Source organism: Gimibacter soli (genome assembly GCF_028463845.1).
Classification (GTDB): Bacteria; Pseudomonadota; Alphaproteobacteria; order Sphingomonadales; family Kordiimonadaceae; genus Gimibacter; species Gimibacter soli.
The window spans coordinates 3,534,851-3,555,840 of sequence record NZ_CP116805.1; the positions used below are offsets into that span (position 1 = coordinate 3,534,851).

The 20,990-nt window shown below is 61.4% G+C and carries 16 protein-coding genes and 1 pseudogene; 11 read left to right on the top strand and 6 right to left on the bottom strand.

Going from position 1 to position 20,990, the window contains the following annotated elements:
• The first annotated feature begins 65 nt into the window (after window positions 1–65).
• From PH603_RS16280 to PH603_RS16310, 7 genes and pseudogenes are all read left to right on the top strand, one after another.
• Window positions 66–1,862: an acyl-CoA dehydrogenase gene (locus PH603_RS16280; protein WP_289503817.1), complete on the top strand. Its 1,797-nt coding sequence runs from the start codon at window positions 66–68 to the stop codon at window positions 1,860–1,862.
• Between the two features lie 9 nt (window positions 1,863–1,871).
• Window positions 1,872–2,852: a glycosyltransferase family 2 protein gene (locus PH603_RS16285; protein ID WP_289503818.1), complete on the top strand. Its 981-nt coding sequence runs from the start codon at window positions 1,872–1,874 to the stop codon at window positions 2,850–2,852.
• 31 nt (window positions 2,853–2,883) lie between these two features.
• Window positions 2,884–3,114 (top strand): annotated as a pseudogene (locus PH603_RS16290) (acyl-CoA dehydrogenase C-terminal domain-containing protein); the annotation flags it as partial.
• 413 nt (window positions 3,115–3,527) lie between these two features.
• The gene (locus PH603_RS16295; protein WP_289503819.1) at window positions 3,528–3,917 is read left to right on the top strand and encodes a hypothetical protein; all 390 of its coding nucleotides are present in this window, start codon (window positions 3,528–3,530) and stop codon (window positions 3,915–3,917) included.
• Between the two features lie 38 nt (window positions 3,918–3,955).
• Complete coding sequence (locus PH603_RS16300) at window positions 3,956–4,843, top strand: hypothetical protein (RefSeq protein WP_289503820.1); 888 nt, start codon at window positions 3,956–3,958, stop codon at window positions 4,841–4,843.
• 101 nt (window positions 4,844–4,944) lie between these two features.
• A complete protein-coding gene (locus tag PH603_RS16305) occupies window positions 4,945–5,205 on the top strand; it encodes a DUF4212 domain-containing protein (RefSeq protein WP_289503821.1) in 261 nt (86 codons plus the stop codon).
• Between the two features lie 4 nt (window positions 5,206–5,209).
• Window positions 5,210–6,985, top strand: a complete 1,776-nt coding sequence (locus tag PH603_RS16310) for a sodium:solute symporter family protein (RefSeq protein ID WP_289503822.1) — start codon at window positions 5,210–5,212, stop codon at window positions 6,983–6,985.
• A 5-nt stretch (window positions 6,986–6,990) separates the two neighbouring features.
• On the opposite strand, the gene PH603_RS16315 is transcribed toward PH603_RS16310, so the two are convergent.
• The 4 genes from PH603_RS16315 to PH603_RS16330 all read right to left on the bottom strand — a co-directional run bounded on the left by PH603_RS16315 (window position 6,991) and on the right by PH603_RS16330 (window position 14,093).
• The gene (locus PH603_RS16315; protein ID WP_289503823.1) at window positions 6,991–9,582 is read right to left on the bottom strand and encodes a glycoside hydrolase family 3 protein; all 2,592 of its coding nucleotides are present in this window, start codon (window positions 9,580–9,582) and stop codon (window positions 6,991–6,993) included.
• A gap of 92 nt (window positions 9,583–9,674) precedes the next feature.
• The gene (locus tag PH603_RS16320) at window positions 9,675–10,691 is read right to left on the bottom strand and encodes a LacI family DNA-binding transcriptional regulator (protein WP_289503824.1); all 1,017 of its coding nucleotides are present in this window, start codon (window positions 10,689–10,691) and stop codon (window positions 9,675–9,677) included.
• Window positions 10,692–10,846: 155 nt separating this feature from the next.
• Window positions 10,847–12,145, bottom strand: a complete 1,299-nt coding sequence (gabT, locus tag PH603_RS16325; protein ID WP_289503825.1) for a 4-aminobutyrate--2-oxoglutarate transaminase — start codon at window positions 12,143–12,145, stop codon at window positions 10,847–10,849.
• Window positions 12,146–12,281: 136 nt separating this feature from the next.
• Complete coding sequence (locus tag PH603_RS16330; protein ID WP_289503826.1) at window positions 12,282–14,093, bottom strand: tetratricopeptide repeat protein; 1,812 nt, start codon at window positions 14,091–14,093, stop codon at window positions 12,282–12,284.
• A gap of 189 nt (window positions 14,094–14,282) precedes the next feature.
• Between PH603_RS16330 and PH603_RS16335 the strand changes: the two genes are divergently transcribed.
• Window positions 14,283–15,002, top strand: coding sequence for a DUF502 domain-containing protein (locus tag PH603_RS16335; protein WP_289503827.1), 720 nt, complete (start codon window positions 14,283–14,285; stop codon window positions 15,000–15,002).
• Window positions 14,999–16,399 (top strand): class II fumarate hydratase, encoded by a 1,401-nt coding sequence (locus PH603_RS16340; RefSeq protein WP_289503828.1) that lies wholly within the window; start codon window positions 14,999–15,001, stop codon window positions 16,397–16,399. Before PH603_RS16335 ends, PH603_RS16340 begins: the two co-directional genes overlap by 4 nt.
• A gap of 149 nt (window positions 16,400–16,548) precedes the next feature.
• On the opposite strand, the gene PH603_RS16345 is transcribed toward PH603_RS16340, so the two are convergent.
• Window positions 16,549–17,046 carry a DUF6998 domain-containing protein gene (locus tag PH603_RS16345; RefSeq protein WP_289503829.1) on the bottom strand — a complete coding sequence of 166 codons (498 nt, stop codon included), beginning with the start codon at window positions 17,044–17,046 and terminating at the stop codon, window positions 16,549–16,551.
• Window positions 17,047–17,048: 2 nt separating this feature from the next.
• Window positions 17,049–18,143, bottom strand: a complete 1,095-nt coding sequence (locus PH603_RS16350; RefSeq protein ID WP_289503830.1) for an aromatic ring-hydroxylating oxygenase subunit alpha — start codon at window positions 18,141–18,143, stop codon at window positions 17,049–17,051.
• Between the two features lie 202 nt (window positions 18,144–18,345).
• Between PH603_RS16350 and PH603_RS16355 the strand changes: the two genes are divergently transcribed.
• A complete protein-coding gene (locus PH603_RS16355) occupies window positions 18,346–19,326 on the top strand; it encodes a calcium/sodium antiporter (protein WP_289503831.1) in 981 nt (326 codons plus the stop codon).
• Window positions 19,327–19,470: 144 nt separating this feature from the next.
• On the top strand, window positions 19,471–20,955 hold the full coding sequence (locus PH603_RS16360; protein WP_289503832.1) for a high affinity choline transporter 1: 1,485 nt from the start codon (window positions 19,471–19,473) through the stop codon (window positions 20,953–20,955).
• Window positions 20,956–20,990 lie beyond the last annotated feature (35 nt).

The window sequence follows — 20,990 nt, forward strand, 5'->3', positions numbered from 1 at the left end:
TGGACAGTTGACAGACTGGCTTTGCCGTGGCCCCATGGCAACCGCATTAGTTAGGGAGGCTAATCATGCCGCATATTTTCAGCAGCCGCGATCTCGACTTCCAGCTGAAGGAAGTCCTGAATGTCGAGGAACTCACCGCCTGGCCCGCCTTTGAAGGCCATGACACGGAAACCTTCGACGCGATGATCGAAACGGCCGCGAAAATGGCGGAGGACCTGTTTCAGCCGCACGCCGCGAAAGCGGACGCCAACGAGCCGACCTTCGATGGCAAAACGGTTTCGATGATCCCGGAAACCAAGGAAGCGCTCGACGCCTATGTCGAGGCTGGCTTCATGGGCGCGGGCTTTGCCGAAGAACATGGCGGGCTTGGCCTGCCGACGACCATAACCCGCGCTGTGGGCTTCATCTTCAACGCGGCGAACGTCGGCACTTCGGCCTATCCCTTCCTCACGGTGGGTGCTGGCAACCTCCTTGCCGCGCACGCCACGGAAGACCAGAAAGAACGCTTCCTGAAGCCGATGGTCGAGGGCCGCTGGTTCGGCACCATGTGCCTTTCCGAGCCGCAGGCGGGCTCCTCGCTCGCTGACATTCGCACCCGCGCCGAACCGCAGGCTGACAGCACCTATCGCCTTTTCGGCAACAAGATGTGGATTTCAGGGGGCGAGCAGGAGCTTTCCGAGAATATCGTCCATCTCGTGCTCGCCAAAATCCCGGGCGGGCCGGCGGGAGTGAAGGGCATTTCGCTCTTCATCGTGCCGAAGCGGCTGGTGAATGACGATGGCAGCGTGGGCGAGCGCAACGACGTGAAGCTCGCAGGGCTCAATCACAAGATGGGCTACCGCGGCACCACCAACACGCTCCTCAACTTCGGGGAAGCGGGTGGTGCTGTCGGCTATCTCGTCGGCGAAGCGAACCGCGGCCTCGCCTATATGTTCCATATGATGAACGAGGCGCGGATCGGCGTGGGCATGGGCGCCGTGTCGCTCGGTTACACCGGCTATCTCCACGCGCTGGATTATGCCCGTGGTCGCCCGCAGGGTCGCCCCTTGGATGGCAAGGACCCGACTTCGCCGATGGTGCCGATTGTCGAGCATGCCGATGTGAAGCGGATGCTGCTGGCCTCCAAATCCTATGTCGAAGGCGGCCTCGCCCTCGGCCTTTACGCCAGCCGGCTGGTGGACGAGGAACATTTCCACCCGGACGCGGCGAAACGCGCGGAGGCGACCGACCTTCTCGATATCCTCACCCCCATCGTGAAAAGCTGGCCGTCGGACTATTGCCTGAAGGCCAACGATATCGCGATCCAGGTTCATGGCGGATACGGCTATACCCGCGACTATCCGGTGGAGCGCCTGTACCGCGACAACCGCCTCAATCCCATCCATGAAGGCACCAAGGGCATCCAGGGCCTTGATATCCTCGGCCGCAAGGTACCGATGAACGGCGGCCGCAGCCTGAAGGCGCTGGTCGCCCGGATGAGCGATACCATTTCGGAAGCGAAATCAGTTGCGTCCCTCAAGGGCTACGCCGCCACGCTTGAAGCCCTGATCGCCAAAATGGGGGCGACCACCGCCGCGCTGATGCAGGCGATGGGCACGCAAGGCCCCGGTCGCGCGCTCGCCAACGCCAGCCTCTATCTCGATGCCCTTGGCCATATCACCGTTGGCTGGATCTGGCTGAAACAGGCACTGGTGGCGGAAAAGGCCCTCGCCGCCGGCGCCAGCGACAAAGGCTTCTACGAAGGCAAGCTCGCCGCCTGCCGCTATTTCTTCACCTACGAACTGAACACCATCCCCGCCCAGTGCGACACGCTGGCGATGGTGGACGACACAAACGTGACGATGCAGGACGGGTGGTTCTGAGAAACTGTCATGTCCAATATCGAGATTTCCTTCATCATTCCCTATTTCAACGATCACCCTTTTCTGGAGGAATGCCTTTCGTCCATTCGTGCCCATTGCAGCGTTCCATATGAGATCATCGTCGTTGATGATGCGAGCCCCGACACATCAGCACTGCAAGCGATGGATGCGCCCGACCTGTGCGTCATCCTGAAACGCGAGCGCAGCGGACCCGCACAATCGCGAAACATGGGCATCGAGAAAGCCCAAGGGCGCTTCCTGATGTTCATCGACAGCGATGACATGCTGGAAGCAGACCCGGCCAAGATCCTGTCTGACGCACGCAAGCTCGGCGTGCTTGAGACGGCCGACATGCTCGCCGGCTTTGTCGCCAATCGGCCGGCGCGCCTAAGATTGCTTCGGAAAGCACCCTTTACGGGCACATTGGAAAGTGAGCCGGTGCTGATGCGGCTGCACTATTTCACCACAGCCTTGTATCGGCGCGAAATGATCCTCCAGAAACAACTGCGCTTCCCCGAAAGCCTGCGGAGCGGTGAGGATCTGTTATTCCTCACCCAGTCACTTGCTGCGGCCCGGCAGGTTCTGGTGACCCGGCATCAAATATATCATTATCGACAAAGGCCAGGCTCCCTTACCCAACAGGCGATAAAAGTAATCGACCCCGGGAAGCGGATGGAAATGCTCGAGGGGATAGCAACGACCCTGGCCCCCTTCCCCGCTGCGAAGGCCCTCCGGTGCCTCTCCGCACTGCGAAATAATCTCGAAGACATCGACAAGGTGACAGAGACAAATCGCGCAATCGAGCTTTGCGACGCGTTGGCCGATTGGGCGACAGAGCATCTTGGCGATGACAATGCTATTACCGCGTGCCTGCAGTCCGGGCTTGCTGATTGGGACGCCGGAGACCAGCGTGTGCTGGATGCCATGCGCGCCGGCATGCGCGGGCAGAGTTTACATACACTCGCGGTCGCCCGCAGAGGCGCCACCTGAATAGCCAAGACCCGACGTCGCCAACGCCAGCCTCTATCTCTATGCCCTTGGCCATATCACCGTCGGCTGGATCTGGCTGAAACAGGCACTGGTGGCGGAAAAAGCGTTGGCGGCCGGCGCCAGCGACGCCAGCTTCTACGAAGGCAGGCTCGCCGCCTGCCGCTATTTCTTCACCTACGAGCTGAACACCATCCCCGCCCAGTGCGACACACTGGCGATGGTGGACGATACGAACGTCGTGACGCAGGACGGGTGGTTCTGAGAACGAAATATCTAAATATAATATTCTATATTTTCATGATGTTATGATTTATTCATCATTTTAAATCATTGAAATATTGCGAAATATACAAAAATATCAAAGTCAATTCTTTAAATAAATTAAATAAACACGACCTTCATAACATCGGCATATTCATGTCGTTTTATGAAAGAAAAATAAATGACCTTCAAGGATCTGAATAAATCTACAAAATCATCGGGCAATCACGCCAGCAATGACACGGCACCGACGCCTGAGGCGCCTGCGGCACCGACGCCCGATACCCCCGAAGCCCCACCGGCAGAGACCTCTCCGTCGACAAAAAACTGACCGGGCATTTTGCCTGAACAATCGTCTTGAGGAAGGGCGACTGCCCTTCTTCTTCGCATCGCCCCTTGTCCAAGGAGGCAAGCATGACAACACGCACCATAACCCAAACAGTTTTTTTCCAGCGCCCCTTCACGCTGAAAGGGTATGCAAAAACCCTGGCCCCCGGGGTTTACGATATTGAGATCGAGGAACAGATTCTCGACACGATGACAGCTCGCGCTTACAGGCAAACGCAGGTCTCCATCCACCTGCCGCCGGACCCTGACCGCCCGGGCGTAGAGGAAACGCTCGTAATCGACCCTCAGGTTCTGGATGCCGCATTGCTTGACGATATTTCATCCCATCGTCCGCAACAGCGTGGTGGCAGAGACACGACCAAAAGGCGCACGGCCTCCGCAATAGAACGCGGAGAAAACGAGGGAATGGCGCTGGCAAATCAGCCAGGCTCGAACACTCTCAAGCTCCCTTTCTGAAACCCTGATGCTTAACCTGCACGGAAGAAAGCTCCACAATGAATGATACCTCATCCTTTACTGCTGCATTGCGGTGCTTCGCATTCCTTGCAGGCCTTGTTGTCGCGTCAACGGCTGTCGCAGCGCAGTCAAATGCAGCACCAATGCCGGACAACGCCCACCTCGACATCGAGACGCAAAGCTGGTCCTGCAACACCGGATTTCGGCGCGACGGCAACCGCTGCAACAAGATCTTCCTGCCCGAAAACGCCTATGCAACCGGTAAATCCTATGGAAATGGATGGGAGTGCAATCGCAATTATCGCAACGTCAACAACAGCTGTGTGCTGATTGTCGTACCGGTCAACGGCTATCTCAGCAGCGACATCCAGAACAAGGGCTGGGCCTGTAATCGCGGCTACCGGGCGACGGAAAATGACTGCGTTGCCATTGATGTGCCTGCCAATGCCTATCTGAGCGACAAGCATTTTGGCGACGGCTGGAAATGCGAGCGAGGCTACAAGGTAGCCGACAAGGCCTGTGTCGAAATCAAGGTCCCCGAGAATGGTTATCTTGTAGATGCAGAATTTGGCCCGGGATGGGAGTGCGACCGTGGATACCGTCCGGATGGTGATCGCTGCAGGGCAATCGCCGTACCCACCAACGGCTTTCTGATCAATTCAAGCTATGGCGACGGCTGGGAATGCAACCGGGGCTTCCGCCCGGACAATGGAAGCTGCGTGCAGATCAAGGTTCCCGCCAACGGCTACCTGACAAATGCGAATTATGGTTCAGGATGGAAATGCGAGCGCGGATATCTGCAAGAAGGTGACAGCTGTCGCCAGATTGAACTGCCTGAGAATGCCCATCTGGGCCGCAGCGGAACGGACTGGGACTGCACCGCACCCTACATCCGGCACGCGGACAAATGCGTCTTGGCTGACTGACACGCGTCTGCCCCTCGCACTGCAGCACTTTCCCCTTGCCGGAAAGGCGTCCCCTCCCCTAGCCTGAGGGCCAACCGGCCAGTCAACTCGGGGGAGGGATCATGGCAGCACAAAACGCGGGCAACGGCGCCTATTGGCGCGAGCATCTGAGGCTTCTGGGTGCCCTCCTTGTCATCTGGTTTGCGGTATCGTTCGGCGCCGGCATCCTGTTCGCCGAACAACTGAACGAATTCCATCTTTTCGGTTTCAAGCTCGGCTTCTGGTTCGCCCAGCAGGGCTCCATCTTCGTTTTCGTGGTGCTGATCTTTGTCTATGCGGCCCTCATGCGGCAGCTTGACCGCAAGCACGGCGTGGAGGACTGAGGCCGTGGACCAGCAATCGCTTACCTACCTTTTCGTCGGCCTTTCCTTCGCGCTTTATATCGGGATCGCCATCTGGTCCCGCGTGGGATCGACCCGCGAATTTTACGTGGCCGGGCGCGGCGTGCATCCGGTGCTGAATGGCATGGCGACCGCCGCCGACTGGATGAGTGCCGCGAGCTTCATCTCGATGGCCGGGATCATCGCCTTTGCGGGTTATGACGGCTCGGTTTACCTGATGGGATGGACGGGCGGTTTCGTGCTCCTCGCCCTCCTGCTTGCGCCGTATCTTCGCAAGTTCGGCAAGTTCACGGTGCCGGAATTCATCGGCGAACGCTATTATTCCGATGCCGCGCGGCTTGTGGCTGTGTTGTGCCTTGTTTTCATCAGCTTCACCTATGTGGCGGGGCAGATGCGGGGCGTGGGCATTGTCTTTTCGCGCTTTCTGGAAGTCGATATCGACACGGGCGTGCTGATCGGTATGGGGATCGTGTTCCTTTATGCCGTGATGGGCGGCATGAAGGGCATCACCTATACGCAGGTGGCGCAGTACTGCGTGCTCATTTTCGCCTACACCGTGCCCGCGCTGTTCATCTCGATGATGATGACCGGCAACCCTATCCCGCAGCTTGGCCTTGGCGCCACGCTCAGCGATGGCTCGGGGCTGAGTGTGCTTGAAAAGCTGGATGGCACGCTTGTCGATCTCGGCTTTGCCGCCTACACGGTCGGCGCCAAATCGACGATCGATGTGTTTGCCATCACCGCCGCGCTGATGCTGGGCACTGCCGGCCTGCCGCATGTGATCGTGCGCTTCTTCACGGTGCCGAAGGCATCGGACGCGCGCACCTCGGCCGGCTGGGCGCTTGTCTTCATCGCGCTTCTTTACACCACCGCCCCGGCGGTTGGTGCCTTCGCGCGGATGAACTATATCGACAGCCTGAACGAGAAGACCTACGCCGAAACGCCCGACTGGATGAAAAGCTGGGAAACGCTCGGCCTCATCGGCTGGGCGGACAAGAATGAAGATGGTCGCATCCAGGTACGTGCCGGTGCCCCGTTCGAGGGCGCACCCGCCTTTGACGACACGGCCCGTGGCCCCTCGGGCGAACGGACGGTGACAAACACGCCGACTGCCAACGGCGCCGAGCTTTATATCGACCGCGATATCATGGTGCTGGCGAACCCCGAAATCGCCGGCCTGCCGGACTGGGTAGTCGCCCTAGTTGCGGCCGGTTGCCTTGCAGCAGCACTTTCAACCGCTGCCGGGCTGTTACTCGTGATATCCACCGCCGTCAGCCATGACCTGCTGAAGCGCACGTGGATGCCCGACATCACCGATTATCAGGAACTTCGGGCCGCGCGGCTGGCGGCTGGCGTCGCCATCATCGTGGCCGGGTATCTTGGCATCAATCCGCCGGGCTTCGTGGCCGAGGTGGTGGCCTTCGCCTTTGGGCTCGCGGCCGCCTCCCTTTTCCCGGCGATCCTGATGGGCATTTTCGTGAAAAGCATGAACCGCGAAGGGGCGATTGCCGGCATGCTTGCCGGGCTTTTCTTCACCGCCGCCTATATCGTCTGGTTCAAGTTCATCGCGCCAGAGACAAACACTGCCGCCAACTGGCTGTTCGGGATCAGCCCCGAAGGCATCGGCTTTGTCGGCACGCTAGTGAATGTGGCGGTGGCCTTCACGGTTGCCCGCTTCACCGCCCAGCCGCCTGCCGAGGTTGGCGAACTGGTGGAAGCGATCCGGGTGCCGTCAGGCGCGGGGGGCGCCCACCATCATTGATGCCTTCAGGGGCATTCGAGTGTCGCCCCGGCTTCCGGCTTCACCAGCCGGACGTCGGCGAGCGACACGGCGAAGTCGCCGCTTGTCGATAGCATCAGGGGTGCGGTGAAGCGCGAAAGGTCGGCGCCTTTCTCAGCGAAGCAGGAAAGCGGCACCAGCGTGCGCTGCCATTCGCGCGCCGGAGCCTCAAGGAAGAAGCTGCTGATATCGACCCGGCCTGCGCACCCGACGCCGCAGCCAAGGCCGATTTCCACCTTGCCGAAGGGAATATTGTCGACCCGCCATTCAAACGCCATGGCATAGCCTGCGGCGAGTTCGCGGCTGAGGTCCACCGGCGTCGAAGAGGCCAGCATGATCGAGGTTGGCGACTGGCCGGAGAAGACGATGCCAAGCGCGTTGCCGTCGCCTTCTTCCTGATGGTCGGTCACGCGGGCAGAAATGCTGCCGTCGCGGCTGGCGACCCATTCCCCAATGAAGGGTGTACGCGTGCCGTCTGCGGCGAACAGGTCGAGGATATAAGGATAGGTCGGCCGCGCATCGAAGAAGACGCCGCGTGCCCCCGTGCCGCTCGCCGCCCCCACGCCTTCGTCCAGCAAGAGCACCGTGCGGCGCTCCTTGTAGCTGAGGCCGTAGCCGACAGGGAAAAGCGGATCATAGTCCGCATCAAACCGGTTCAGCCGGTACTGGTCCGCCCGTTTCGGCCACGAGAAAGTCAGCTTGCCACGGAAGTCATGCCGGATGCGGCTTTTCGGCCCCGCCACGATCACATCGGCGACCCCGGCCCCTTCCTGCCCCGGCAACCATGCCGCAACGAAAGCGTCGGACGCGTTGATTTCCGGGTTCACCCAAAGCGGACGACCAGACAGGAACACCGAGACTGTCGCAATGCCCCGCTGCCGCAGGCGGGCAAGCAGGTTGAGGATATGGTCGTCACCGGGGCTGTAATCGAGCGTCTCGATCTCGCCCTGGAACTCGGCATAGGGTTCCTCGCCGTAAACAACAATGGCCACATCGAACTTGCCAGTCGCACTGCCATCCACCGAGAGCGTCGCGGTACCGCCTGCAGCCTCGACCGCTGCCCTGATGCCTTCCCAGATGGTGGTGACGCCGGGGAGGTCGGCGCGGCTTGTTTCCATACCCTGCCACGTGCGGGTCCAGCCGCCCGTTTGCATGCGCGGATTGTTGGCGCCTTCACCGGCCACCAGCACCCGTGCACCGGCCCGAACAGGCAGGACAGCGCGGTTGTTTTTCAGAAGAACGAGCGATTTGCGGGCGGCTTCCCGCGCCAGTGCCCGATGTGCAGGGGCGCCGACGAGTGCGGGGTCCGCCCCGTCCCGTGCCGAAGGTTTGACGCCGGCCAAGAGCCCCGCCCGCGCCTTGACGGTGAGGATACGGCGCACGGCTTCATCGACCCGCGCTTCGGTGAGGCGGCCTTCAGCGTAGGCCGAGCGCATGTTGGCATAAAGCCGCCGCCAGTTATCGCCAGCCGCCAGCATATCGACACCCGCATTGATCGCGGTGACGCAGTCGTCCGCCATGCAGTTCGGTACGTCGGCAATCGCGTCCCAGTCACCCAGAAGGATGCCATCGAACCCGAGGCCCTGCCGCAACACGCCAGTCAGGAGCGGCGCAAAGCCATGCAGCGGAATACCCTGCCAGCGCGCGGGCGAGGCCAGCAACATCTGCGCCCCGTTGCCGACGCCGGAGGCAAAGCTCAGGCCGTCGCGGTCGATAAGCCCGTGCTCATCAAGGCTGATATTGCCGCGCTCCTGGCCCCCGTCCGCGAGCCCGTCGCCAAGGAAGGTGCGCGCCGCCGAAACGACACGGGGTCCCCGCAGGAATTCTCCGCTGCCCGGCTTGCCCTGCAGGCCGGTGACATAGGCCCCGCCAAGGCGGGCTGCAATTGCTGGCGCTTCGCTGAAGCTTTCATAGACCCGACCCGAACGGTCGTCTTCCGCCACATTGAGGCGCGGACTGATCACGCAGTCCGGTCCGCTGGCGCCTGTCTCTGCGGCCACCGCCATCGCAACGCGGCGCACCAGCACGGCTTCGCCCGCAGCCCCGAGCCCGATATTGTGCGGGAAGATCGTGCCGCCTTTCAGCGCCGTGTGGCCATGGGCCGTTTCAACGCACCAGAAAGCGGGTACGCGCCCGCCCCTGCCAGCCGGATCGGTTCCAGCCGCGTAAAAATCGTCAGCGAGCGACAGCCAGTCGACGACACCGGCGTTGCGGTCCCCGTTCGGATAGCTGCCGGCCTGCGCGCGGATCATCCCGAAAGGCACCTGCCGCAAATCGTCGGGCACGATATGGCGCATGTCGACCTGCAGCATCTGGGCAAGCTTGGCGTCCGGCGACATCCGGGCCAAGGCGGCATTCACCGCGCGCTCGACGGCCAGACTGTCCGCAGGACGGGCGGCGGGGGCCGGCCAGATATCCGGATGCAGCATCGGCGGCATCGGCGCCCCGCGCGCGCCAAACTGGCTGGCACTCGCTGCCGACTTGTCCTCGGGCAGCTTTTCCGGCCCCACGGGCTGCCAGTCGCACGCGGCAAGGCCGAAGGCGGCAGCAAGGATCGGCAGGGTCAGCAAACGGCGCATGGAGAAGCTTTTTCCCGGTTCAGGATCGGTCGTGTTGGACCGCGCCCCAAGAAAGCAAACCGGGCCCGAAAAGGGAAGCATCTTTATTGGCTTCAGGTGTCGCCAAGGCTCGATTGCCGCAGCCGCAATTCGTGCGGAAAGGCAAGATCGGCGGGATTGTCGGGCTCGGCTGCACCCGTCAGCCGGGCGATCACGCGGGCCGCTGCCTCGCGCGCCATATCGGCCACCGGCTGGCGCACGGTGGTGAGCGGCGGCCAGACCTGCCGCGACAGGGGGCTGTCATCGAACCCGACGATCACAAGATCGGTCGGGATATGCAGGCCCTTGTCATGCGCGACCTGCAGGGCGCCCGCCGCCATATCATCGTTCGCGGCGATGATGGAGGTGGGCGGATTAGAACGGGACAGCAGTTCCCGCGCCCCGTGGCGCCCGCTTTCGAAATCGAAATAACCCTGAACAACCATGGCCGGATCGATACCAAGCCCGTGCGTCCGCATGGCTGTTTCAAAACCGTCGCGGCGGCGGGCTGCCCCCTTGTGATCCGGGTGGCCGGCGATGAAGCCGATCCGCGTGTGACCAAGGCCGATCACATGCTCGGTCAGGTCTCGCATGGCGGCGCTTTCATCGATCGTCACGGCAAAGCCCGAGGGGCCGGCCTCATCGGAAATCACCGCGTAGGGTACGCCGCGCTCTTCCACCGCCGCCATCAGGGCCGGCACATTGCAGACGGGCGGCGTGATAATGAGACCATCGAGCCGCGCCTGCGCAAGCGCCGCCGAAACCGCCGCCGGCATGCCGGGGTCTTCATGGCGGCAGGGGTGCAGCGCGAGGCTATAATGGCTGGCTTCGCAGGCCTCCAGAAGGCCCGCCTGAATTTCGGCAAGATAAGCCGGGCTCGGGTTATCGTAAAGAAGCCCGATCAGATAGGAACGGCTGCCCGCCAGACCCCGCGCCGAAAGGCTCGGCCGGTAGTTCAGCTCCCGCGCGGCAGCAAGCACACGGTCGCGCGTGCGTTCGCTCACGTTCGGTTCGTTATTCATGACCCGCGAAACGGTCTTGATCGAAACCCCGGCGCGCGCCGCCACATCATCGATGATAACTTTGGACATCCAGCCCGTCCCCCGACCTCCAGAATGGTGCAGAGACTAGCCATTCTCTGACAGCGCTGTCAATCGAAGCTCGCGTCCAGCCCTCGAAAGCTGCGCTGAAAAAGGAAACGGCCGGGCAGTTACCCGGCCGCTCCGTTTCGTCGAATGCGGGTCTGTCAGGCCGCCTTGGCAGCCGCCGCCACATCCACGAGTGCTTTTTCCAGCATGTTGAGGCCTTCTTCCAGCTGCTCATCCGGCACGGTGACCGGGGCAAGCAGGCGGATCGTGTTCGCCCAGTAACCGCACGACAGGATGATCAGGCCGTGGCTCAGTGCCTTGGCGACGAGTGCCGATGTCGCCGCCGGGTTCGGCGTGTTGCCGCCCTTTTCGGTGACCAGCTCGAACGCCACCATGGCACCAAGGCCGCGGATGTCGCCGATGGGCGCGGTGTCGACACGGCCCTTCATGGCCTCGAGCCGTTCTTTCATGCGGGCACCGATCTTCTCGGCACGGGCACAGAGCTTTTCATCGGCGATCACATCCATAACGGCGTGGGCCGCTGCGATGCCGATGGGGCTGCCGCCATAGGTGCCCCCCATGCCGCCCGGCAGCGGCGTGTCGATGATCGACGCCTTGCCGATAAGGCCGGAAAGCGGGAAGCCACCGGCCAGCGCCTTGGCAACGGTGATGAGGTCGGGCTCGACATCATAATGTTCGGTCGCGAAAATCTTGCCGGTGCGGGCAAAGCCGGTCTGGATCTCGTCGCAGATGAGAAGGATGCCGTGGTCGTCACAGAGCTTCCTGAGGCGCACCATGAAATCCTTCGGCGCCACATAGAAGCCGCCTTCGCCCTGCACGGGTTCCACGATGATCGCGGCCACATCCTTGGCTTCGATTTCCACCTTGAAGATGGTCTCGAGGCCGTAGAAGGCGTCGTCAACACTCACCCCGTGGTGCGGCACCGGGAAGGGTGCGTGGTAGATTCCGGGCACAGCGGGGCCAGCGCCCATGCGGTAGGGCACAATCTTGCCGGTCAGCGCACCGGTCAGCGCGGTACGGCCGTGGAAGGCGCCACGGAAAGCGATCACGCCCTGACGGCCGGTTGCCACGCGGGCAACCTTGATGGCGTTTTCAACGGCTTCGGCGCCTGTGGTGAAGAAGATCGTCTTGGCGTCCTTGATGGGCGCCGCTTCATTCAGCCGTTCGGCAAGCGCAATATAGGGCTCATAAGCCGAAACCTGGAAGGCCGTGTGCGTGTAGCGCTTCAGCTGCTCTTCAACCGCACTGATCACCTTGGGGTGACGGTGGCCGGTGTTGCAGACCGCGATCCCGACCGCGAAATCAAGATAGCGGCGGCCGTCGGCGTCCCACAGTTCGGCATTTTCGGCGCGCTCGGTAAAGATCGGCGTGGCCGAGGCAACCCCGCGCGGCACGGCAGCCTGACGGCGAGCCAGAAGTTCGGCATTCTTCGACATGATACTCTCCATGAAAGCAGGCAAACGGCATGGCAGCCGGGCCCTGAGTCCCAGCCACCATAACCGTTCCGCGATTTCATCGCCAGCAAAATATGGAATTTAACTGGCGATAAATTTTACTTTTTGAGCATCAAGCCTAGAGTGTATCCAGCGGGATTTCCCCAAGCTGCCGGCTAGCTTTCGCAAGCAGGGCTTTGGTTTCAGCTGCTTCAGCTGCCTTGCCCATTGCTTCCTGCGCTTTCATCAGGCCGTAAAGCGACCAGGCGCTGTTCGGATGCTGCACAAGGCTTGCCATGAAGGCATCGGCCGCCTTGTCGGCATCCCCTGCCATCAGATGCACGGCACCGATCGTCTGGTCCACCGCCTGATACCAGAAGGGTGGCTCCATATAGGGGATCGATGCCTGCACCTTGCGGGCTTCTTCAAGGGTCGCAAGCGCGGCCTTGTAGTCGCCCGCCTTTGCAGCAGCGAGGCCCCGTACCATACGCGACGCGATGTCGAGAACTGCCCCGGCAGGCATGCCGCCGGCTTCAAGTGCCGGAATGCTGGCATGGCCGCGGGCAGCCTCAATCGCCGCCGCCTCGTCAGCCGCACGGGGGTCACCTGCGCGGGCGAGCGCCATGCCGCGTGCATAATGCCAGTGGGCGCGCACAAACGGCCCGACCGCGTCACCCGGATCGGGCAATGCCATGACTTCATCAAGCGACCCGAAATGCGCCCATGCGAAATAATGGGCCGCCTTCACGGGGGCGATCATCGGTGAAACGGCAAGCGTTTCGGGCGGCAGGATCGCGTCGAGCTTCTGGCCATACTCAAGCGCGGTTTTGCGGTCCGCTGCCATCTGCGCGGAGACGAGGACGAAATGGACGTTATGGGGATAATAGCCATAACGGTACATCGGGCTCGCATCCTTGTTGGTCTGCAGATAGGCCTCGTCCACCGCGGTCGCCTGCACATTGAGATCGAGCGAATCGAGATAGCGTCCGATGCGGAAATAGATGTGCGCCGGCATATGCACAAGGTGCCCCGAGCCCGGCACGAGCGCCGCGAGCTTGTCAGCAAACGGCTCGGCATTTCTCACCATCGGTGTCGCTTCCACCAGGTGGATGTAAAGATGGATCGCACCATAATGGTCGGGGCTGCGGGCGAGAACGTTTTCGATGGTCGCAACCGCCTTCTCGATACCCGGTCGCGGCGTGGTGAAATCGCGCTCCCAATAATACCAGGGGCTCAGGTCCATCACCGATTCCGCATAATGGGCGGCGATATCGTCGTCATCGGGGTAAGCCTTGTGAACCGCTTCCATCGCAGCCGAGTAGGCGGCATCAAGCGCGGCGCGGTCCGCATCCGGATCGGGGCTATAGCGCTTGGCCGCTGCGTCGATCAGGGCTGCTTCCTTCTCGTTCGCGTTCGATTTCAGGGCGAGCGCCTTTGAAATAGCAGCGAAAGCGGGTGCGACTGCCTCGGGCGGCATCGGCATGTTGATGTTCGGCCCCCAGGCCACTGCCTCGCCCCAGTAACACATGGCGCAATTGGGATCGAGCTCCTGCGCCTTCCGGAAGGCACGGATCGCCTCGCCGTGGTTGAAGCCATAAAGGAGCGCGTGGCCCTGATTGAAATAGGTTTGCGCGTTGCCGTTCTTGGTGCTGATCGGGAACTTGCGCTGGTCGAGCCCCGGATAGATCGGCACTTCAAGCCTCGGCTCGGCTGCCTGAACCGAGCTCGATAGCGCGTGCTGCAGGTCGGGCCGGAAGAAGAGGCCGCGCTGCTGCCCGGCCTTGCCGCAAAGGGTGCCGGTGATACGGCTCGGGTCTGTCAGCTCGTCAAGCTGGCGGAGGCCAGCCATACGGGCCTCTTTGGCCGGATCAACGACCGGGCCTGACAAGGCGGCGAGGGAAAGAAGGGCGGTCCCGCCGAAAAGGATCGCTGTGCGTCTATAGTTTTTCATGGGTTATCCAACCGGTCGCGTTGGCCTGATGAATGAAGGGAGGGCGCCATAGACGCCATAAAGGAACGCAAAACTGGGCTGACCGGTGGCTGCACCATATCAGAAAAGCTTTCGCATTTGAACCAAGCAGACTGGTAGCGCGTGCAGCTTTTCGCTAGGCTTGCCGCAAAACACATAAGGAGTAATCCCTTGACCGAGACGGCAGCCTCCCGCCCGCCTTTCCCGCAACGTGCCCGGCGCTATATCATCGTTGGCCTTTTCACGCTGGTGCCCCTGTGGCTGACCTTCTGGGCGCTTGGCTTCATCCTTGATTTCGTGCGCGATCTTGCCCAGCCGATGTTGAACCAGATTGTGGTCCATGTGCCGGCTGACAGCAGCATCATGGGCATGGTGACCCACCCCTGGTTCCAGACGGCGCTTTCGGTCGCGGTGCTCCTGTCGCTTTTCTATTTCACCGGCTGGCTGGCCTCGCGCTGGGTGGGGCAGAAGGCGATCCTTCTGGTCGATGGCATCATGGCCCGTATCCCGGTCGCCAAATCCATCTATAATGCCGTGAAGCGCCTGACCGACGCGATGAACATGACCCCGTCCGATTTCCAGCGCGTTGTGCTGATCGAGTTTCCGAACCCGGACATGAAAACCGTCGGGCTCGTCACCAAAACCTTCAAGGACGCCAACACGGGCCGCGAGCTCGCCGCCGTTTATGTGCCGACGACCCCGAACCCGACCTCCGGTTATCTGGAAATCGTGCCCGTCGAGAAACTGACCCCCACCAACTGGAAGATGGATGAAGCCATGAGCTTCGTGATCTCCGGCGGCGCCGACGTGCCGAAGAATGTGGTCTATGACATGCCGCCGAAGGCAGACCCCAAGGCAGGCAAGAAAAAGGAAACGGAGGACCAGCCATGACGCGCGCGCCCCTCACCCGGACGGAGAAGGATAGCCTCGGCGAGATCGAGGTCCCTGCAGACCGCTACTGGGGGGCGCAAACGGAACGCTGCCTTCGGAACTTCCCCATCGGGCGCGAGACGCTGTCGCCGGCTTTCTGGCGCGCGCTCGGCCTTGTCAAGCTTGCCGCCGCCCGCGTCAACAAGGCACGCGGGGCGCTGGACCCCAAACTTGCCGATGCCATCGAGGTGGCGGCAAACGAAGTCGCCGAAGGCAAGCTGGACGATCACTTCCCCCTGCCCGTATGGCAGTCGGGATCGGGCACCCAGTTCAACATGAATGCGAACGAAGTGATCGCCGGCCATGCCAACGAGCTGCTCACGAAAAAACGTGGCGGCACCAGCCCGGTGCACCCCAACGACCATGTGAATATGTCGCAGTCGTCGAACGACACGATCCCGACCGTGATGGACCTTTCAGCGCTTCTCCTGTGGCACGAGGCCACTCGCCCCGCGCTCGAACGCCTGATTGCTGCAACGGATGCGCGGGCCGACGAATTCAAGGACATTGTGAAGGTCGGCCGCACCCATTTGATGGACGCCGTGCCCATGACGCTCGGGGCCGAGTTCGCGGCCTTCGCAGGGCAAATGCGCGCCGCCCTCTGGTCGCTGGACGATGCCTTTGAAGGGCTTCTGGATCTGCCGCAGGGTGGCACGGCGGTGGGGTCGGGCCTCAATGCGCCTGCCGATTTCGGCGAACGGGTCGCGGCGGAGCTGGCATCGCTGACCGGGCTCAGCCTCACGAGCGCCCCCAACAAATATGTGAAGATGGCGGCCCACCATGATCTCTTCATGGCGTCGGCCGCACTTTCCGGGCTTGCGACGGTGCTTCATAAATATGCGAACGATGTGCGCATGCTCGGCTCCGGCCCCCGCGCCGGGCTGATGGAGCTGTCCTTGCCGAAAAACGAGCCCGGCTCGTCGATCATGGCCGGCAAGGTGAACCCCTCGCAGGCTGAGGCCATGGTGATGGTGTGCGCCCGCGTCTTTGGCAATCACACGGTGATCACCCACACGGCAGCGGGCGGCCAGTTCCAGCTGAATGCCAACAACCCGGTGATGGCCGATGCGCTGTTGCAAAGCCTGAAGCTGCTGGCCGACATGATGGACAGCTTCCGCGAACGCTGCATCGAAGGCCTGAAGGCAAACGAAGCGCGGCTAGAGGAACTCACCGCCCGCACACTGATGGTCGCCACCAGCCTCGTTCCCGTCATCGGCTATGACGCGACGGCCAAGCTGGTGTTCGAAGCCGAAAAGCAGAATGCCCCCTTGCGCGATGTGGCGCTGGCCTCAGGCGTTATCGACGCCGAGACCTACGACAAGCATGTCAATCCGGGGAAAATGGCGAAAGCCAAGTAGCCGTTCGTCCTGAGGAGCCCGAAAGGGCGTCTCGAAGGACGTGTCGCCGCTCAGTCATCCTGCCCTTCGAGACGAGGCTACGCCTCTCCTCAGGGCGAACGGTAACCCGAAACCGTCACCCCGGACTTGATCCGGGGTCCAGTGCCACATCAAGGGTTTCTGTATGCCGGATCAAGTCCGGCATGACTCTGGCGATGCCAAACTTTCGAACCAATTTGCCTGAACTTTGAAATTGCCAACGCCCCACGTTCATTGCGAGCCTTGCTTCCTGGGCGCATAATGGCATCTGTGACAGCCCCGCGCTCGGCCAACCAAATTTCTATGGTGTCCAATTGCTCGTCCATTAGCACAAACAAGACGGCATCCCAGTCGTGCTCCAGCTTGATCCCGCCTAAGCGCTGTCCACTTTTTTTCCGGGCTTCAGCGGACAAGGCTCTGGATTTTACCTGATACCTTCTCCCATCGGGTCCAATTGCGTCGTATCCCGGCACCCGGGCCTCCACGAGATCTAGCTTGAGGAGACGCGCGGCCTCATATTCTCCAACCTCGCCTGTCACACCAAGCGGCTTACCGGTCAGCCGATAATAGGCTGCAGCAAGTTCTTTGGCTTGCGCTAGAACTTTTCCGATCTCAGTCTGATCACCCACCCTCACCCCCGCCGGGCATAAGCCTTCCTCAGAAGGTTCTGGAAGTGCCACACGCCGCTTTCGCGTTTGGGGCACAGGCGGCCGGCGGTATAGACGCCGGACTGAAGGCCGATCTGCACATGTTCGCAGATTTCGATATCCTCGGCCTGCACCTCGTCTGAAAATTCCTGGTCGGCGGCGATACGGGACTGGGTTTCATCGTCCTGCGCATAATAATAATCGAATTCCACGATACAGCGGTCGTTACCGTTCGGCAGGATGCGGTTGGTTTGCATGCGGCCATCAACGATATTCAGCATGATGTTGGGGTAGATGAAATAATACCAGGCATTCTCGCCGCCATAGATGCCCTCGCCGCCCCTGAGGGGTGAATGCTGCAGCGAATACCAAGGGAACAGCTCGGTGTCATAGGCGCGGTAATCCAGCACCTTGGACAGGCCGGGGTGCACATACGGCAGGTGATAGCCTTCAAGGAAATTGTCGATATAGACCTTCCAGTTGCAGGCGATATCGTAGCTGTCCCGGCGGGTATATTTCATCTTCGACAGGTCAACCGGCGCGATGCGATCGGTGATGCCCGCATATACTTCGTCGAAGGGCGGCACGTCGTCCGAAAGCGCCACGAACACCAGTCCCTGCCATTCATGCACGCGGATACCGGTGAGGCGGATATCTTCCTTGTGGAAATCGCAGGCCTCGTTCATCTCGGGCGCCATTTTCAGCTGGCCATCCAGCTTGTAGGTCCAGCCGTGATAGGCGCAGCGCAGCGACGTAGCACCCGTGCCGCTTTTCATGGCAATCGGGCCGGCACGGTGGCGGCACACATTGTGGAAGCCCTTCAGGCTGCCATCTGCCTGCCGCACGATCAGCACCGATTTGCCCGCGATATCGGCCACCACATGGTCACCCGCATTCACAAGTTCGCCCTGATGCGCAGCCAATTGCCATGAAGCACCGAACACCTCGCGCTGCTCGAACGCCAGCCACGCCGGATCGGCATAAAACTCGGCATGCAGGGCAAGCGCGGTTTCAAGTGGGCGAACGGCAAGGGCATCGGCTTTGGTGGCATCGGTCAGGGGGGCGCGGGTATCGGGCATTTCGATCACTCAAGGCTAACGTCTCGCCAACGGCCCATCCGGTGGCGGTTTCAGGCACCAGACTGTGCCAAAGCCGCCCCTCGCGCAAGCGATCTTCTGTTCCGTACGGAATGCGGGCAAAGACGGCCTTGAAACCAGCGCGCCCTGCCCCCATGTGTTCACGAATGTCCGTGCCCCGTCATTAGCCAGCTTGAGCCCCGCCATGCTTTTACCCTTCGCTGCCCTGATTTTCGGCCTTGGCCTTCTTGTGTGGAGCGCCGACCGCTTCATCGATGGCGCCGCCGCCACTGCCAACCATTTCGGCATGCCGACGCTGCTTGTCGGGATGCTGGTCGTGGGCTTCGGCACCTCGGCGCCTGAAATGGTCGTGTCCGCCATGTCGGCCCTTGAAGGCAGCCCGGGCATCGCGCTTGGCAACGCTTATGGCTCCAACATCACCAATATCGCGCTGATCCTTGGCATCACCGCGCTTGTCGCGCCCGTGCAGGTCGATTCCGGTATCCTGAAAAAGGAACTGCCGGTGCTGATCGGCGTGACGGCCCTGTCGGCCATCCTGATCTATAATCTGGAGATCAGCCGTATGGATGCCGTCATCCTGCTGGCTGTTTTCACCATTGTGTTCGGCTGGACGATCATCAATGCGCTGAAAGCCAAGAAAGACGACCGGTTGGCGCAGGAAATGGAGGCCGAGGTTGCAAGCCACAAGCTGCCGTTCGGCAAGGCGCTTTTCTGGCTTATCGCCGGCCTCATACTCCTCGTCATCGCCTCGCAGCTGCTGGTGTGGGGGGCGGTGGCGCTCGCCAAGGCGTTCGGCGTCAGCGACCTGCTGATCGGCCTCACCATCGTGGCCATCGGCACCTCGCTCCCCGAGCTTGCCTCCAGCATCGCCGCCGCCCGCAAGGGCGAGCATGACATCGCCTTCGGCAACGTGATCGGCTCCAATATGTTCAACACCCTGATGGTGGTGGGCATTGCCGGTGCCCTGCATCCGATGGAAGTACCTGCCGAAGTGCTGACCCGCGACATGGTGGTGATGGGGCTTCTGACCATCGCGCTTGTTGTACTGGGCTACGACCGCCATAACCACAAGCAGGGCCGCATCTGCCGCCGGCGCGGCGGGCTTCTGCTTGCCACCTATGTGGCTTACACTGGCCTCCTTGTTGCCGAGGCCGTGGCGGCCTGACACGCCACAGGCGGCTTTCTCCTCCATTCTGCGCTTTACAGCGCCGTATCCCTTGTTCTATGCGGATTGGAGGGGGATTTACGGCGGCAGACCCTGCACGCCCTGTCCCGTCACTTTTCCTGAAGACGGAGTGAACGGCGCATCATGCTACTGGGTTTTGTCATTGCCTATTGGGTGGTCTCGGTCGGGATCGGCCTTTATGCCGCGATGCGGGTGAAAAACACCGCTGACTTTGCCATCGCAGGTCGCCACCTGCCCTTCTATATGGTCACCTGTACCGTGTTCGCCACCTGGTTCGGCGCGGAAGCGGTGCTTGGCATCCCCGCCACCTTCCTTGAGGAAGGGCTTTCGGGCATCGTGGCCGATCCCTTCGGCACCGCCGCCTGCCTTATCCTTGTGGGTATCCTGTTCGCCTCGCCGCTCTACCGGATGAAGCTCCTGACCATCGGTGACTTTTACAAGCGCCGCTTCGGCCGCGAGACCGAGGTCATCACTTCGCTCGCCATTGTGGTTTCCTACCTTGGCTGGGTGGCGGCGCAGATCACCGCGCTCGGCCTTGTGTTCAACGTGGTATCCGGCGGCGAAATCTCGACCCTCGCCGGCATGTGGATCGGTTCCGTTACGATCCTTATCTATACCTTCTTCGGCGGCATGTGGGCCGTTGCCATCACCGACCTGATCCAGATGGTCATCATCGTGATCGGCATGCTCTATATCGGCGGTGAAGTGACCGAACTGGTCGGCGGTGTTGACGTGGTGATCAACCATGCATCCGAGGCCGGCAAGTTCAGCTTCTGGCCGGACATGAATTTCGCCTCGATCCTCGCCTTTGTCGCCGCCTTCGTGACGATGGCTTTCGGCTCGATGCCGCAGCAGGATATTTTCCAGCGCGTGCAATCCGCCAAAACCGAAAAGATCGCCGTCTGGGCCACCATCGTCGGCGGCGCCATCTATTTCCTCTTTGCCTTCATCCCGATGTTCCTGGCCTATGCCGCCACGCTCATCGATCCCGAGATGGCCGCGAAATGGATGGAAGAAGACAGCCAGATGATCCTGCCGAGCCTCGTGCTGTCGCACGCCCCGCTCGTCGCGCAGATCCTGTTCTTCGGCGCGCTTCTCTCGGCGATCAAGAGCTGCGCGTCGGCAACGCTGCTGGCACCTTCCGTGACCTTCACCGAAAACATCCTTCGCCCCATGATGAAGCGCATGAGCGACAAGCAGCTCCTGTCCGCCATGCGGGCTGTGACCGCCGTCTTCACCCTGATGGTGACGATCTATGCGATCTATTCGGAATCGAGCATTTTTGAAATGGTCGAGGAAGCCTACCAGATTACCCTTGTTGTGGCCTTCGTCCCGCTCGTTTGCGGGGTTTACTGGAAAGGCGCCACCAAGCAGGGCGCACTCCTTTCCATGACCATGGGCTTCATCGTCTGGATCGGCGTGATGGTCCTCGGCCCCGAGGAGCCCCTGATCCCCGCGCAATTCGCCGGCCTGATCGCCGCCGCCATCGGGATGATTGTCGGCTCCTTCGCCCCGCAAATCCTGAAACATGACCACACGGTTCATGAACGGCTCAAAAAAGGCGAGATGGGCGACGAGATGATCACTGCCCACGAAAACGCGAAATAAGACACGACCCCGAAGGGCCGCTCCTCACAGAGCGG

Bases quoted from the DNA above. Each gene is read 5' to 3' on its own strand.
- PH603_RS16280 (WP_289503817.1), top strand. From the start codon at position 66: ATGCCGCATATTTTCAGCAGCCGCGATCTCGACTTCCAGCTGAAGGAA.
- PH603_RS16285 (WP_289503818.1), top strand. From the start codon at position 1,872: ATGTCCAATATCGAGATTTCCTTCATCATTCCCTATTTCAACGATCAC.
- PH603_RS16295 (WP_289503819.1), top strand. From the start codon at position 3,528: ATGACAACACGCACCATAACCCAAACAGTTTTTTTCCAGCGCCCCTTC.
- PH603_RS16300 (WP_289503820.1), top strand. From the start codon at position 3,956: ATGAATGATACCTCATCCTTTACTGCTGCATTGCGGTGCTTCGCATTC.
- PH603_RS16305 (WP_289503821.1), top strand. From the start codon at position 4,945: ATGGCAGCACAAAACGCGGGCAACGGCGCCTATTGGCGCGAGCATCTG.
- PH603_RS16315 (WP_289503823.1), bottom strand. From the start codon at position 9,582: ATGCGCCGTTTGCTGACCCTGCCGATCCTTGCTGCCGCCTTCGGCCTT.
- PH603_RS16320 (WP_289503824.1), bottom strand. From the start codon at position 10,691: ATGTCCAAAGTTATCATCGATGATGTGGCGGCGCGCGCCGGGGTTTCG.
- gabT (WP_289503825.1), bottom strand. From the start codon at position 12,145: ATGTCGAAGAATGCCGAACTTCTGGCTCGCCGTCAGGCTGCCGTGCCG.
- PH603_RS16330 (WP_289503826.1), bottom strand. From the start codon at position 14,093: ATGAAAAACTATAGACGCACAGCGATCCTTTTCGGCGGGACCGCCCTT.
- PH603_RS16340 (WP_289503828.1), top strand. From the start codon at position 14,999: ATGACGCGCGCGCCCCTCACCCGGACGGAGAAGGATAGCCTCGGCGAG.
- PH603_RS16350 (WP_289503830.1), bottom strand. From the start codon at position 18,143: ATGCCCGATACCCGCGCCCCCCTGACCGATGCCACCAAAGCCGATGCC.
- PH603_RS16355 (WP_289503831.1), top strand. From the start codon at position 18,346: ATGCTTTTACCCTTCGCTGCCCTGATTTTCGGCCTTGGCCTTCTTGTG.
- PH603_RS16360 (WP_289503832.1), top strand. From the start codon at position 19,471: ATGCTACTGGGTTTTGTCATTGCCTATTGGGTGGTCTCGGTCGGGATC.